We start from the raw sequence: 15,158 nt of genomic DNA on the forward strand, positions 1-15,158 counted from the left end.
TGATTTAGTGTATGATGGTGTTTTTGAGGTGCTCCAGTGGCTTCTGTTTCTATCAGCTGTCCCTCCTGTTCAGCTACTGACGGGGTGGTGCGTAACGGCAAAAGCACTGCCGGACATCAGCGCTATCTCTGCTCTCACTGCCGTAAAACATGGCAACTGCAGTTCACTTACACCGCTTCTCAACCCGGTACGCACCAGAAAATCATTGATATGGCCATGAATGGTGCTGGATGCCGGGCAACCGCCCGCATTATGGGCGTTGGCCTCAACACGATTTTACGTCACTTAAAAAACTCAGGCCGCATTCGGTAACCTCGCGCATACAGCCGGGCAGTGATGTGATTGTCTGCGCTGAAATGGACGAACAGTGGGGCTACGTCGGTGCTAAATCGCGCCAGCGCTGGCTGTTTTACGCGTATGACAGGATACGGAGGACGGTTGTGGCGCACGTATTCGGTGAACGCACTCTGGCCACGCTGGAGCGTCTTCTGGGCCTGCTGTCGGCCTTTGAGGTCGTGGTATGGATGACGGATGGCTGGCCGCTTTATGAATCACGCCTGAAGGGAGAACTGCACGTTATCAGCAAGCGATATACGCAGCGCATTGAGCGGCATAACCTGAATCTGAGGCAGCATCTGGCAAGGCTGGGCAGGAAGTCACTGTCGCTATCAAAATCGGTGGAGCTGCATGACAAGGTCATCGGGCATTATCTGAACATAAAACACTATCAGTAAGTTGGAGTCATTACCTGACTCTAGATAGTGACTAAACTCACAATTGTTAATACTCACAGAACGGGTATCAAATGGAGCTAGAATCTTAAGGGCGAATGGAGCAAACTGAGATAAATATTTAGATAAGGTCTTTAGATAATTAAGGAAACGCTAATGAGCCGTCTTAACCCTAAATCAACAACTTTAAGAACCCTTTTTCTCCGTTCGGGAAATCAATGTGCCTTTCCAGGATGTGATGTGGAATTAATTAATTCTTACGGCCAGTATGTCGGAAATGTCTGCCATATTGAAGCAGCTGAAGTCGGAGGAGAGCGTTATAATAAGTCACAAACAGATGAAGATCGTCGAGCTTATAGTAACCTAATTCTTCTTTGTGCAAATCATCACAAAGTAACTGATGATGTAGATATGTACCCTGTACAAGTTTTGCATTCAATGAAAACGACGCACGAGCGTACGGTTTATGGAAGAAATATCGCAGAGAACAAAGTTACAGCTTTCGTCAATTCAACACATGGTGAAACGGTAAATTTACCTCAAAATCTATACAAAGTTCGAAACTCAATCTTAGAAATTTTCCGAGAAGAGGCATTTTCTGGATTAGTTGATCATGCGAGAAATTATTTTTCTCATTTTGTCGGAGTTCCTAAAGCAACTCGTACACTTTACGCTCAAATCCTTTTGATTTCAGAAAGCGCTGACCACTGTACGATTATTGATATTCGAAAAGTACCGCAATTCCTTGGTGTGGCAATGGAATTTTTACATGTACATTACACAATACTTGAAAATGCAGGGTTGCTTAGTGAGCAAATTATAGATGACGATGTCCATCCAGTCCGCCTCTATCGCGTATTCACTACTTTTGATCGAAATGACATGCAGGCTTGGTTGTTACAAAGTATAAGAAATTATTATCTGCAAAGCCAACGACAAACCGATTTTGTGGAACTGGTAACTGATCTTAACTTTAACCTTATGGATTCATAATTACTTATTTTTATAGAAGAATATTCCGTTTTGCGAGAATGGAGCCTTTGCTTATAGTTTCCAGCTGGTTAATGCGAAGAAGTCAAATTGCAGGCACTGGGTGAGTAAGAGCCTGAAAGGGTCCTCAGTGTCGTTTGAATCCTCTTAATAATCTAATGCGCTGACCGGCTTTGTTGAATAAATCGAACTTTTGCTGAGTTGAAGGATCAGATCACGCATCTTCCCGACAACGCAGACCGTTCCGTGGCAAAGCAAAAGTTCAAAATCACCAACTGGCCCACCTACAATAAAGCCCTCATCAACCGTGGCTCCATAACTTTCTGGCTGGATGATGCAGCTATTCAGGCCTGGTATGAGTCGGCAACGCCTTCATCACGAGGAAGACCTCAGCGCTATTCTGATCTCGCCATCACCACCGTTCTGGTCATTAAACGCGTGTTCAGGTTGACCCTGCGGGCTGCACAGGGTTTTATTGATTCCATTTTTATACTGATGAATGTTCCGTTGCGCTGCCCGGATTACACCAGTGTCAGCAAGCGCGCAAAGTCGGTTAATGTCAGTTTCAAAACGCCCACCCGGGGTGAAATCGCACACCTGGTAATTGATTCCACCGGGCTGAAGGTCTTCGGTGAAGGCGAGTGGAAAGTCAAAAAGCATGGCCAGGAACGCCGCCGTATCTGGCGTAAGCTGCATCTGGCAGTTGACAGTAAAACACATGAAATCATCTGCGCTGACCTGTCGCTGAACAACGTTACGGACTCAGAGGCCTTCCCCGGGTTAATCCGGCAAACCCACCGGAAAATCAGGTCAGCCGCCGCCGATGGCGCTTACGATACCCGGCTATGTCACGATGAACTGCGGCGTAAGAAAATCAGCGCGCTTATCCCTCCCCGAAAAGGTGCAGGTTACTGGCCCGGTGAATATGCAGACCGTAACCGTGCAGTGGCTAATCAGCGAATGACCGGGAGTAATGCGCGGTGGAAATGGACAACAGATTACAACCGTCGCTCGATAGCGGAAACGGCGATGTACCGGGTAAAACAGCTGTTCGGGGGTTCACTGACGCTGCGTGACTACGATGGTCAGGTTGCGGAGGCTATGGCCCTGGTACGAGCGCTGAACAAAATGACGAAAGCAGGTATGCCTGAAAGCGTGCGTATTGCCTGAAAACACAACCCGCTACGGGGGAGACTTACCCGAAATCTGATTTATTCAACAAAGCCCAGCGCCGCAAATACTCTGACCGATTACCACCTGAAACCAGGTCTATATAGGCCAAAAGTTCATCTGATACTTTTGCGGTTATTGTTGGCATTCAGTCCTCACTTTGTGCATTTTTTAAACGAAAAAAGGGTGTCTAATACGGTGAAATCATAGTATTACCAAAGTAATAAATAAAAAATGTTTTAAATCAGTAAGTTAGATTAGATTTGTAATACCTGGGTAATACCGCAGCATGGTTAAATTTGGTTTTTTTTCTTTTAAATCAGTGAGATAGCGTGATTTATCACGCTGCGTTAGGTGTATAGCAGGTTAAGGGATAAAAAATCATCTTTTTTTGGTAGGGCGATCTCCGTAGGTTAAGGGTCATTTGGCTAAAAAGCGTCCTATTCTTTGATGGTCATGCTTGCATGACCATCTGAGCAACCAAAAACTACAGATAAACTACAGATAAACTACAAAAAACGTTTTGCCTTAGTGTTGGAAGACTACAAATAGACTACAATAAAACTACAAAGAAACTACAAAAAACGTGACAGACTACAAATAGACTACAAGAAAACTACATATAAACTACAAAACTCGATTGACCCCTTCTTACGAGTGTTGTAGAGTCATTTTCATACAACGGAGGGGGTTATGAATAAACCAGCAGATCTGAAACCCCGCAACTTATCGGCTGCTGTCAGATTGCGCCTAAATGAAATCGAGAACTGGCTGGACAGAGGGCTAACGCGGCATGAAATTGCTGAAATCCTCGACAGCGAATACAGCTTTTCGGTAACAGCCAAAGGGCTTGAGATGGCACTGTATAGAACGCGGCAAAACCGAAAAAATGTATTGCACAATACACATGATAAGAGTAGCGCGAAGGGTGCAGCGGAAAGTGTATTGCACAATACACAACCGTCTGAGCCTGAAGCGCAGGAAAGTGAAAAAGCAGAGAGTCCCGGCATTATTGATAAAGAATTCTTCAATAAAATCGGTGAGAATTTCGACCCTAAGAAGTTCAACAAAAAATTCTGAGGTGATTTATGAAAGTAGCGGTAATTAATTACAGTGGCAGTGTTCGTAAAACCTTAATTTCATCTTACCTGTTAGCCCCGCGGCTGACTGGTGCAAAGTTCTATGCGGTAGAGACTATCAACCAGTCTGCTTCCGATCTGGGTATTGAAAATGTGACCAGTTTTAAAGGTGACGACTTCTCACGTTTGATTGAGGGGTAATGACTCCAACTTACTGGTAGTGTTTTATGTTCAGATAATGTCCAATGACTTTGTCATGCAGTTCTCCCTTCAGGCGTGATTCATAAAGCGGCCAGTCATCCGTCATCCATACCACGACCTCAAAGGCCGACAGCAGGCCCGGAAGACGCTCCAGCGTGGCCAGAGTGCGTTCACCGAAGACGTGCGCCACAACCGTCCTCCGTATCCTGTCATACGCGTAAAACAACCAGCGCTGGCGTGATTTAGCGCCGACGTAACCCCACTGTTCGTCTATTTCCGCGCAAACAATGACGTCACTGCCCGGTTGTATGCGTGAGTTTACCGACTGCGGCCTGAGAGGCGGTGTAAGTGAACTGTAGCTGCCATGTTTTACGGCAGTGAGAGCAGAGATAGCGCTGATGTCCGGCAGTACTTTTACCGTTACGCACCACGCCTTCAGTAGCTGAGCAGGAGGGACAAGTGATGGAGATGGAAGCCACTGGAGCACCTCAAAACCACCATCATACACTAAATCAGCAAGTTGGTAGCATTACCCAGAACTGGACAGAATAGTCTGTATGTCTAACTTCTGGCCACAGATATAATCGAGCCAGCAGTGCTCGCCGCAGCCGAGCGACAGGGCGAAGCCCCGAGTGAGCGAGGAAGCACCATGGAACAGTACTCATAAATTCTGCATACGCTCAATGCCTGCAAAATCACCTCCCATAGGGGTTATCCACTTATCCACGGGGATATTTTTATAAGATCTTTTTAAATAGTTGTTAGATTTTTATTTTTAGAATGCCCACAGGCCTTTATCCATGCGGGTTCCAGAGAGGGATCTGTGACAAAACGCCCTTTCAGTGTGACAAATCACCCTCAAATAGCCGCCATTTCTGTGACAAGTTGCCCTTAACCCTGTGACAAATTGCCCTCAGGAAGCGTTGCTTTTCACAAAGTTATCCATCCCTGTTGACTCTGTTTTATGAAGTGTGACAATCTTAAAGTCTGTCACACTTCGCATGGACCTGTCATGGCGGAAATAGCGGTTATAAACCATAAAAAACGTAAAAATAGCCCGCGGATTGTCCAGTCTAACGAGCTGACTGAGGCGGCATATAGTCTCTCCAGGGATCAAAAGCGTATGCTGTATCTGTTCGTTGACCAGATCAGAAAATCCGACGGCTCCCTGCAGGAACATGACGGCATCTGCGAAATTCACGTTGCTAAATACGCTGAAACATTCGGGCTGACCTCCGCTGAAGCCAGTAAGGATATACGACAGGCTTTAAAAGGTTTTGCGGGTAAGGAAGTGGTTTTCTATCGCCCTGAAGAGGATGCCGGCGATGAAAAAGGGTATGAATCCTTTCCCTGGTTTATTAAACGTGCGCACAGCCCATCCAGAGGGCTTTACAGCGTACATATCAACCCATATCTGATTCCCTTCTTCATCGGGTTACAGAACCGGTTTACGCAGTTCCGGCTCAGTGAAACAAAAGAGATTACCAATCCGTACGCCATGCGTTTATACGAATCTCTGTGCCAGTACCGTAAACCTGATGGCTCAGGTGTCGTGTCCCTGAAAATCGACTGGATCATGGAACGCTACCAGCTACCTCAAAGTTACCAGCGTATGCCGGACTTTCGCCGCCGTTTCCTGCAGGCAAGTGTTGACGAGATCAACAGCCGGACACCAATGCGCCTTTCTTACATCGAGAAAAAGAAAGGCCGCCAGACGACGCATATCGTATTTTCCTTCCGTGATATAACCTCCATGACGATTGAATAGTTGAGGGCTATCTGTCACAGATTTAAGGGTGGTTCGTCACATTTGATCTGGAAAGTTGAGGGTGATTTGTCACAGTTTTGCTGTTCCCTCCCTGGCATCCTGCGCTTACTCATAGTTTTTTTGGCTGTAACCGGTAGTGGAGCCAGAATTGAGGGCAATTTGTCACCCTATCCTGAGGGTAGTTTGTCACACTAGATTTTCTCCCTCTTCCCGGGTAATGGTGCCAACTTACTGATTTAGTGTATGATGGTGTTTTTGAGGTGCTCCCGTGGCTTCCATCTCCATCACTTGTCCCTCCTGCTCAGCTACTGAAGGCGTGGTGCGTAACGGTAAAAGTACTGCCGGACATCAGCGCTATCTCTGCTCTCACTGCCGTAAAACATGGCAGCTACAGGGGTCCGCTTGGAAAACGGAAAATATCCTACGCTAAGCCTGTTTTTCGTACAGATTGCTTCACGGGTCTATGGTGATAGCTAAAAAATCACCAATACTACCTCACGAGTATGTTGATAGCTCATCGTGCCCGTATCAAGTTTGCATATACCAAGGAAGCGGAGACGAAAGACCACCTATTACTGAGGGATCCCCAGTAATGGGAGGGTAAAATGAAAGATATAATGCTACCAATTACTCACCGTCAGTCACGTATCGCTGGATTAACTACGGCATTCGCAGCGAGATAAGTATTCCCCATGTTAAGCCAATAGAAATATAATTATCCATTTTAATTTCGGGCTAGCATCAGTGAATTTTTTTGTTTTTACGAAAACTTTTAGTAAAAAGAAAATATCACTAAGGCTATATACACCTTTTACTAAATCTCTATATGCTATTTTTTTAACAAATAACCTCCTTATTTTTTATTTGCCCCTCACCTTTTTTCTATATAAACCAAGGAAGTGTCTGGCCTCATATAGGGCATGCCTAAACAGCGATACGCTCAAATCATTATTTTTTTCGACTTTGCGTGGCCGATGGTTTTAGATATTACATCAATATAGCATTCTGCTCTGACGTCGAAATAATCACCGCGATTTGTGATGGATTCATTATTGTACTTGTAGGTGTAGTCCATATCTTTTGATATGTAGAAACGCCCATTTGCCAAACGCCAATTCCATCGTCCATAAAATATCTTTATGACTCCGGCCATCATGAAATGACAGATTGTTATTCCTGATATAGTCAGATCTAACTATCTGTAACCAAAGGTAATGTGGCCATTCCCTGACTTTTACTGCGTGACTTACCCACGCATTGCCGGATAAAATTTCATCATAAGGTTGGTTGGTATGTACAGGTTTTTTATTATCGCTTTCATGCCAAAGCTTCCAGGCATTGGACAAAAGCACATCGGCATTATGGCTGGAAGCCTGGATGTACCTGTTATAAATGAATCCTTCAGACACATCGTCATCGGCATCCAGAAACATGACCCACTGGCCTTTATGCTTGTCTAATCCATTATTTCTGGCCGCGTATACACCTTTATTATTTTGTTCAATAACTTGAACTCTGCCATCCTTTATGGAGTTAATTATCGTTGACGTGTTGTCTGAGGAACCATCGTTAACGATAATAACTTCAATGTTGATCCTGTCTTCTAATAAGATATCTTCGATCAAGGATTTGATGGTTTTTTCTGCGTTGTAAACGGGGATTATTACACTCACCGCAATTTCATGTTTCATGTTCACTCCAGTAAATTGAATGTATTTATTTGTCCCCGGAGTTATTTCCGGGGACAATAATCACCTCAGCATTAAGAGTGGGATTTGTGTTTTTTCCAACATGGCGATGGTGTTGCTGCCGATAAAGAATCGCCGCAATGGCGAATGGCCATAGGCACCCATCACAATCAGGTTAATGTCGTTTTCATTAGCGTGACGGCAGAGCGCCTCAGCAACGGATGTACCTTCCAGTAGGTGGCTTTCGGTCGCGATGCCAGCTGCTTGCAGCACACTCTGTGCTTCCTGCAAGGCTCGTGTATCCCCCTTAACCATCACGAGGTGGCAAACCAGGCCATTGAGTAGCGGGCTAAGTGTCAGGCGCGTCAGGTTTTTGCGACTCTCATCGCTGCCATCATAGGCGAACATAACTTTGGATGGTGGAGAATAAGCCTCCGGCACGATAAGTACCGGTTTTTTCTGCAGGCGAATAATGCTTTCCAGGTGGCTGCCAACCGGGTTCTGCGTTCCACGGCGGCCCAGCACCATCAGGCGAACATCCCCTAAATCAGCCAGGATTTCATCCAACGCGCCATGTTTTTGCAGTAATTGAACATCAGCATGACCAGCATCATTCAGCAACTTCGCACAGCTAGCCAGTATGGCTTTGCCCTGTGCCATTAATAATCGGTTACGCTCTCCTTCAACTTTCACCAACTCTTCGGTGAGATGCGCCTGGCTATCAATGCCGATACTTCCGGTCAAATCTGACACGGCAGGATGTACGTCTTTCTCCAGTACGTGCAGCAGGGACAGCGGCGCATCCAGCAGATTGGCGGCCCAGGCCGCGTATTCGCACACAGGTCGGGTAGACGGTGAGCCGTCAACGCAGGCAATAACGGTATTGTTCATCTCTGTTCTCCTGACTGTTAATGGCCGCCCATTAATTTTTCCACTTCTTCAGGTTTGTCATGCACCCCGAAGCGGTCAACAATTGTGCGGGTAGCCTGATTCATTCCACGGATTTCCACGTTCGTGCCTTCACGGCGGAACTTAATAACCACCCTGTCGAGTGCGCTGACCGACGTAATATCCCAGAAATGGGCATGTGAGACGTCAATGACTACGTGCTCCACCGCTTCGCGAAAATCGAAGTGGCTCATGAACCGATCGGCAGAAGCAAAGAACACCTGACCGGCTACGGTGTAGATCCGCGTTGACGCTTTAAGTTCGGACGACACCGCCATAAAACGGGCCACTTTGGTGGCAAAGTTCAATGAGGCAATCAGAACGCCGGTTAAGACGCCATACGCCAGATTATGCGTGGCGACCACTACCACCACGGTGGCCAGCATGACGACACTGGTTGACAGTGGATGGCTGCGTAAGTTAGCGATCGACCCCCAGGAGAAGGTACCGATAGAGACCATGATCATGACCGCGACCAGGGCCGCCATTGGGATTTGTGAGACCCAGTCACGCAGGAAAACCACCATACAAAGCAGGACAACGCCCGCAGTGAGTGCGGAGAGGCGGCCACGCCCCCCAGATTTCACGTTGATCACCGACTGACCGATCATCGCGCACCCAGCCATACCGCCAATAAATGCGGCGCCAATGTTGGCGATACCCTGTGCTTTGCATTCCCGGTTCTTGTCGCTCGGTGTATCGGTCATGTCATCCACAATAGTCGCGGTCATCATTGACTCAAGCAGCCCCACCACGGCAAGGCCGGCGGAATAAGGCAGAATGATTAATAGGGTATCGAGATTGAGAGGTACATCGGGTAACAGAAATACTGGCAGGCTGTCCGGCAACTTACCCATGTCGCCGACAGTGCGTACGTCCAGATGCAGCCACATGGAGATCCCGGTCAGCACGACGATGCAGACCAGCGGCGAGGGGATGGTTTTATTGAGGTACGGGAACAGATAAATAATGCCTAGACCGGCCGCCGTCAGGGCGTAAACGTGCCAGGTGACGTTGGTCAACTCCGGCAACTGCGCCATGAAAATGAGGATCGCCAGCGCATTAACAAAACCGGTAACTACCGAGCGGGAAACATAGCGCATCAGGCTTCCAAGCTTCAGATAGCCCGCAATAAGCTGAATCACACCTGTAAGAACGGTGGCTGCCAGTAAATACTGCAAGCCGTGGTCCTTCACTAGGGTGACCATCAGCAATGCCATAGCACCGGTTGACGAAGATATCATCCCTGGACGACCACCACAGATGGCGATTATCAGCGGGATACAAAACGCAGAGTAGAGCCCAACTTGCGGGTCAACACCAGCGATGATGGAAAAGGCGATCGCTTCAGGGATAAGCGCGAGCGCGACAACAATACCGGCGAGGACGTCTCCACGGACGTTACCCAGCCAGTCCTTACGCGTCGAGGACAGCAACATAGTCGTTTCTCAGTTTTTGAATACAGTCAGCCCGTAAAGGGCAAAAAATTTAGATACGGTAAAGCACATCCGCAGACGGGATGTTAAAGAGTGCGCGCTGAGGGTTACTCAGAACGACAGAGAAGGGGAAAACTCAGGGTGGCGTCATATGCATGGTAGTTTTTATTACTCCTTGATGGTCGGTGTGTACACCTTCAGGGATCAGATAAACCAGATGAAGATATTCAAGGCTGGCCGCGGAGTCTGCCAAGGCAAACAGCGTCTTACTATAAACGAAACTGAAACAGGGTCAATCATGGATTAAATGTGCCATTAATGTATACCCCAGTGTCATAGCCTAAAGTGTCGCCATTTTCCCCTTGGATCATCACCTATCTGTCACGTACATTATGATCATCACTTAAACGTCATAAATGGGTGAAAAATGTACATTCATGGTTACCTCCGCGCATCAACAAAAGAACAGGATGCTCTCCGAGCAAAAAATCGGATGAAAGCCTTTGTTGAAGAAAAAGGATTTCGGCTGGCCAGTTGGTACACCGAAAATGTATCCGGGGCATCACTTCAACGGCCAGAACTTTTACGGTTACTTGATGATGCTGCACCTGGTGACATTATTCTCATCGAGCAGGTTGATCGCCTTTCGCGCCTGGATGAAGAGGGCTGGCAAAAACTAAAGCATCTTATCCAGGAAAAACACCTTGTGGTTGTCAGTCTTGACCTCCCAACGAGCCATATGGCTCTTGCAACACATGCTGGCGATGACTTTACCCTTGCAATACTTAAGGCTATTAACGGAATGATGCTTGATATGCTGGCCGCCATAGCTCGCAAAGACTATCAGGATCGTCGCCGGCGCCAAGAGGAAGGGATAGCGAAAGCCAAGGTGGCCGGTAAATTTCGGGGACGTCAGGCAGATCATCAATTGCATGAAAAAATCATAGAGCTTCGGGTTAAAAACAGGCAGAGCATCCGTGATACCGCAAGGTTGTGTGGCGTTTCAGAACGAACGGTTATACGCATTGTTAAACTCAAAGCATGTTCTTGATGCGTATATTTTGAACGTCCAAGCGGACAGCGTCCGTATGCAGGGAGAGCATTTATGCCACGGCGACAGATACTGAGCAGTGATGAAAAAGAACGCTTACTGATTGTGCCGGATGATGACATTCTGCTAACCAGGATGTGCTTTTTAAGTGAGCAGGATCTGGTCCTCATCAACAAACACCGGAGACCCGCTAACCGCCTGGGCTTTGCCGTTTTACTCTGTTATCTGCGAGGGCCGGGTTTTACTCCAGACAAAAACAGTCTCCCTCACGATGGCGTTATGTCCAGAGTGGCAGAGAGATTGAAACTTCAACCTGATTTATGGCGAGAGTACGCAACGAGGGAGGAAACCCGTTGGGAGCATCTTGCCGAACTCTATCGCTACTTGGGATTAGTGCCTTTCAACAGGTCATTGCAAAAAACATGCATCCGCCATTTATATCCGCACGCCATGCGGACCGACAAAGGCCTGATTCTTGCTGAAGAGATGCTCGCTTGGTTGCACAACAACAACGTTATTTTCCCTTCCGTTGATGTGATGGAGCGAACCCTTGCTGAAGCCGCAACACTTGCAGACAGAGCCGTATTTTCTACACTGACGACGCAACTGGAACAACGACATAAAACAGCACTGGATAATCTGCTTGCATCAGGTGATGAGCAACTTTCCCGTCTTGCCTGGCTGCTTCAGCCCCCGGGTAAGATTAACGGTAAAAACGTGCTGCAACATATTGATCGGTTGAATGCCATTGAGGGGTTGGCACTGCCGGAAGGTATTACGCTTTCCGTTCACCAGAACCGACTGCTGAAACTGGCTCGCGAAGGCCGGAAAATGAGTAGCAGGGACCTGGCAAAATTCTCCGGCACACGTCGTTATGCCGTGCTGGTTTGTATTATCTCAGAAGCAAGGGCAACGCTTACCGATGAAATCATCGAACTACACGAACGTATCCTGGGTAGCTTGTTCAGCAGGGCAAAGCGCACACAAGCCGAACGGCTTCAGAAAACAGGAAAACTCATCCAGAGCAAGTTAAGGCAATATCTTACTGTTGGGCAGGCGCTGCTAAACGCACGGGAGTCAGGAGAAGATCCCTGGGCGGCGATAGAAGACGTACTTCCCTGGCCGGAATTTATCACCAGTCTGGAGGAAACACAGTTTCTGGCCCGAAAGGATAATTTTGATCCGCTTCATCTGATCACCGAAAAATACAGCACGCTGCGTAAATATGCGCCCCGTATGTTGTCTGCATTGCAGTTCAGTGCAGCCCCTTCAGCACTGCCACTCGGTGATGCGCTGGATACCGTCAGAGAAATGTACCGCAAACAACTCCGCAAGGTTCCGTCAACAGCGCCAGTAAAGTTTATCCCTGAGAGCTGGAAAAAGTTGGTAATAACGCCATCGGGTATCGATCGCCGGTATTATGAATTCTGTGTACTGAATGAGCTGAAAGGCGCATTGCGATCTGGTGATATCTGGGTTAGAGGATCACGACGCTACAGGAATTTTGACGATTACCTCATTCCTCCTGCTGATTTTGAAAAATCACTCAAAGAGAAACAGTTACAGCTTGCCATTCCGACAGACTGCCAGGAATACCTTCACTCCCGTATGACACTGCTGGCGTCGCGACTGGAAGAGGTCAATGCGATGGCGATTGCCGGTGATTTGCCTGATGTTGATATATCGGACAAAGGTGTGAAGGTCACGCCTCTTGATAACAGCGTTCCTTCGATTGTATCACCGTTTGCCGACCTGGTTTACGGCATGCTGCCGCACCCAAAAATTACCGAGATATTAGATGAAGTGGACAGTTGGACGGGATTTACCCGCCACTTTACTCACCTCAAAAATAATCACGTCAGACCAAAAGACAAAAAGCTGTTGCTGACCACCATCCTGGCAGATGGTATCAACCTGGGGCTGACTAAAATGGCAGAATCCTGCCCGGGAACCACAAAAGCGTCGCTGGAAAGCATTCAGGCATGGTACATCAGGGATGAAACGTATGCAGCCGCGCTTGCCGAACTAGTGAATGCACAAAAAAAGTGCCCACTGGCAGCATCATGGGGGGACGGTACAACGTCATCCTCCGACGGCCAGAATTTTCGAGTCGGAAGTCATGGCCGCTATGCCGGACAGGTGAATTTAAAGTACGGTCAGGAACCCGGCGTGCAGGTTTATACACATATATCAGACCAATACAGCCCATTTTATACCAAAGTGATCAGCCGGGTCAGGGACTCTACCCATGTGCTGGATGGGTTTCACTGAACATGTTTTTGCGCTAATGCATCTACTTGGGTTTGCATTTGCACCAAGGATCCGGGATCTCCATGACAAACGGCTATTCATTCATGGAAAGGCGGAAAAATATTCTGGGCTTCAGTCAATCATATCCACGACCAGTCTGAATCTCAAAGAAATTGAGACACACTGGAATGAGGTACTGCGCCTGGCGACCTCGATCAAGCAGGGCACGGTAACCGCCTCGCTGATGTTAAAAAAGTTGGCCAGCTACCCCAAACAAAACGGCCTGGCAAAAGCGTTACGGGAAATTGGCCGTATCGAGCGAACGTTGTTTATGCTGGACTGGTTTCGCGATCCGGCCCTGCGTCGTCGTGTGCAAGCCGGTTTAAATAAGGGTGAAGCCCGCAATGCGCTTGCGCGGGCCGTTTTTATGCACCGGTTGGGCGAAATAAGAGACAGGGGGCTGGAAAATCAAAGCTATCGCGCCAGCGGGCTGACGCTGTTGACTGCGGCGATCACGTTGTGGAACACGGTGTATATAGAAAGGGCCATCGAATCACTAAAACGAAAGGGGCTCCAGATTAATGAGCCGTTGGTTTCTCACCTGTCCCCTCTGGGCTGGGAGCATATCAACCTGAGCGGAGATTACATCTGGCGTAATAATCTTAAGCTGGGATCCGGTAAATATCGACCGTTACGCACAGTTGATGTCAGTCTGTACAAAAAAGAGGCTTAGCGTAGGATATTTTCCGTTTTCCAAGCGGACCCCCTACAGTTCACTTACACCGCCTCTCAGCCCGGTACACACCAGAAAATTATTGATATGGCCATGAATGGCGTCGGATGTCGCGCCAGTGCACGCATTATGGGCGTTGGCCTCAACACGATTTTACGACACTTAAAAAACTCAGGCCGCAGTCGGTAAACTCACGCATACAACCGGGCAGTGATGTGATTGTCTGCTCTGAAATGGATGAACAGTGTGGTTACGTCGGCGCTAAATCACGCCAGCGCTGGTTGTTTTACGCGTATGACAGGATACGGAGGACGGTTGTTGCACACGTCTTCGGTGAACGTACTATGGCCACGCTGGAGCATCTTCTGAGCCTGCCGTCGGACTTTCAGGGCGCGTGGTTCCTTTTAAACACCAGCTCTGTATCTCTTTTAAAGATCCTTCAATAAATCCTGTAAACACATAACCTGTTCATCGCCTGCCCTGTGGACAGGCTCGGGAGAATGCCCGCCCTTGCAGCGACCTGACGGTCGCGCCGGTTCGGCAACACCTGAGAGAGCTCCCATCGCTTCGCGACGGGCCCCGACCGGAGAACCACATTAGTTACAGCATTCAAAAGGAAGTTAATCATAAAACCGGCGCCGGTTTGCCGGCCAGGTGCCCCTCCCCACCACTGAAAAGCGCCGCCGCCCCCGGCCGAAGGCCGGGGAACACCATCGCTTTAGAATGGCGGATGTTGTAACTAGATCTTGTCATTGCTGTGGGTGGTGTTGCTTTTCGTTCTGGCGTACACGCTCGTAAGCGGCCCTAACGGCCCGCTAACGCGGAGATACGCCCCGACTGCGGCTATCGCCTTGTCGTGACCACTCCGACCGCGCACAGCAGCTTCTGTATCGTTTTTAGCGGGTTTGTTCTGGGCTTAGCAGTGTGGGGGATTATTACGGCTGAAGCCGTAATGCTTTTTTCGTCCTCGCTTCGCTGCGGGGGTCTCCGGCGCATGGCGCCTCCCAGGGGTCGGTTCCGGCTGAGGGCGAAATGACACCCTAAGCTTTCGGTTCCTTGGGCCAAAGATATTCGCCAGTCAGTAGAATGTGCGCCCAGCCCAATGGGGATATG

General features: G+C 48.2%; 9 protein-coding genes and 5 pseudogenes. 10 read left to right on the forward strand and 4 right to left on the reverse strand.

Annotated features, from left to right (window positions below):
• Positions 1-36: 36 nt before the first annotated feature.
• From ACOTX1_RS23260 to ACOTX1_RS23280, 5 genes are all read left to right on the forward strand, one after another.
• A protein-coding gene (locus tag ACOTX1_RS23260; protein ID WP_108082295.1) for an IS1 family transposase occupies positions 37-734 on the forward strand; the annotation gives its coding sequence in 2 pieces (ribosomal slippage) (positions 37-286 and positions 286-734; 699 coding nt in all).
• 153 nt (positions 735-887) lie between these two features.
• Positions 888-1,724 (forward strand): hypothetical protein, encoded by an 837-nt coding sequence (locus ACOTX1_RS23265; RefSeq protein ID WP_123615964.1) that lies wholly within the window; start codon positions 888-890, stop codon positions 1,722-1,724.
• Between the two features lie 198 nt (positions 1,725-1,922).
• Positions 1,923-2,891 carry an IS5 family transposase gene (locus ACOTX1_RS23270; RefSeq protein WP_072159722.1) on the forward strand — a complete coding sequence of 323 codons (969 nt, stop codon included), beginning with the start codon at positions 1,923-1,925 and terminating at the stop codon, positions 2,889-2,891.
• A gap of 693 nt (positions 2,892-3,584) precedes the next feature.
• Positions 3,585-3,971, forward strand: coding sequence for a plasmid stabilization protein StbA (gene stbA / locus ACOTX1_RS23275; protein WP_001039463.1), 387 nt, complete (start codon positions 3,585-3,587; stop codon positions 3,969-3,971).
• Positions 3,972-3,979: 8 nt separating this feature from the next.
• A complete protein-coding gene (locus ACOTX1_RS23280) occupies positions 3,980-4,171 on the forward strand; it encodes a hypothetical protein (protein ID WP_000861580.1) in 192 nt (63 codons plus the stop codon).
• 10 nt (positions 4,172-4,181) lie between these two features.
• Here ACOTX1_RS23280 and ACOTX1_RS23285 read toward each other — a convergent pair.
• A pseudogene (locus ACOTX1_RS23285) lies at positions 4,182-4,650 on the reverse strand (IS1 family transposase).
• A gap of 533 nt (positions 4,651-5,183) precedes the next feature.
• Between ACOTX1_RS23285 and repE the strand changes: the two are divergent.
• Both repE and ACOTX1_RS23295 read left to right on the forward strand, forming a co-directional pair.
• Complete coding sequence (repE, locus tag ACOTX1_RS23290) at positions 5,184-5,939, forward strand: replication initiation protein RepE (protein ID WP_000807690.1); 756 nt, start codon at positions 5,184-5,186, stop codon at positions 5,937-5,939.
• Positions 5,940-6,207: 268 nt separating this feature from the next.
• Positions 6,208-6,333, forward strand: a pseudogene (locus ACOTX1_RS23295) (IS1 family transposase); the annotation flags it as partial.
• 301 nt (positions 6,334-6,634) lie between these two features.
• On the opposite strand, the pseudogene ACOTX1_RS23300 reads toward ACOTX1_RS23295, so the two are convergent.
• From ACOTX1_RS23300 to ACOTX1_RS23310, 3 genes and pseudogenes are all read right to left on the reverse strand, one after another.
• Positions 6,635-7,630, reverse strand: a pseudogene (locus tag ACOTX1_RS23300) (glycosyltransferase).
• A gap of 60 nt (positions 7,631-7,690) precedes the next feature.
• Positions 7,691-8,518 carry a universal stress protein gene (locus ACOTX1_RS23305; RefSeq protein WP_042937291.1) on the reverse strand — a complete coding sequence of 276 codons (828 nt, stop codon included), beginning with the start codon at positions 8,516-8,518 and terminating at the stop codon, positions 7,691-7,693.
• A 17-nt stretch (positions 8,519-8,535) separates the two neighbouring features.
• A complete protein-coding gene (locus tag ACOTX1_RS23310; RefSeq protein WP_016809498.1) occupies positions 8,536-10,014 on the reverse strand; it encodes a SulP family inorganic anion transporter in 1,479 nt (492 codons plus the stop codon).
• 424 nt (positions 10,015-10,438) lie between these two features.
• Between ACOTX1_RS23310 and ACOTX1_RS23315 the strand changes: the two genes are divergently transcribed.
• From ACOTX1_RS23315 to ACOTX1_RS23325, 3 genes and pseudogenes are all read left to right on the forward strand, one after another.
• Positions 10,439-11,062, forward strand: coding sequence for a recombinase family protein (locus ACOTX1_RS23315; protein WP_016809496.1), 624 nt, complete (start codon positions 10,439-10,441; stop codon positions 11,060-11,062).
• Between the two features lie 54 nt (positions 11,063-11,116).
• Positions 11,117-14,045 (forward strand): annotated as a pseudogene (locus ACOTX1_RS23320) (Tn3 family transposase).
• Positions 14,046-14,078: 33 nt separating this feature from the next.
• Positions 14,079-14,431: pseudogene (locus ACOTX1_RS23325) on the forward strand (IS1 family transposase); the annotation flags it as partial.
• Positions 14,432-15,158: the final 727 nt, after the last annotated feature.

The sequence above is a fragment of the Enterobacter cloacae complex sp. IR5401 genome (assembly GCF_049238425.1).
GTDB classification, from domain to species: domain Bacteria; phylum Pseudomonadota; class Gammaproteobacteria; order Enterobacterales; family Enterobacteriaceae; genus Enterobacter; species Enterobacter hormaechei_C.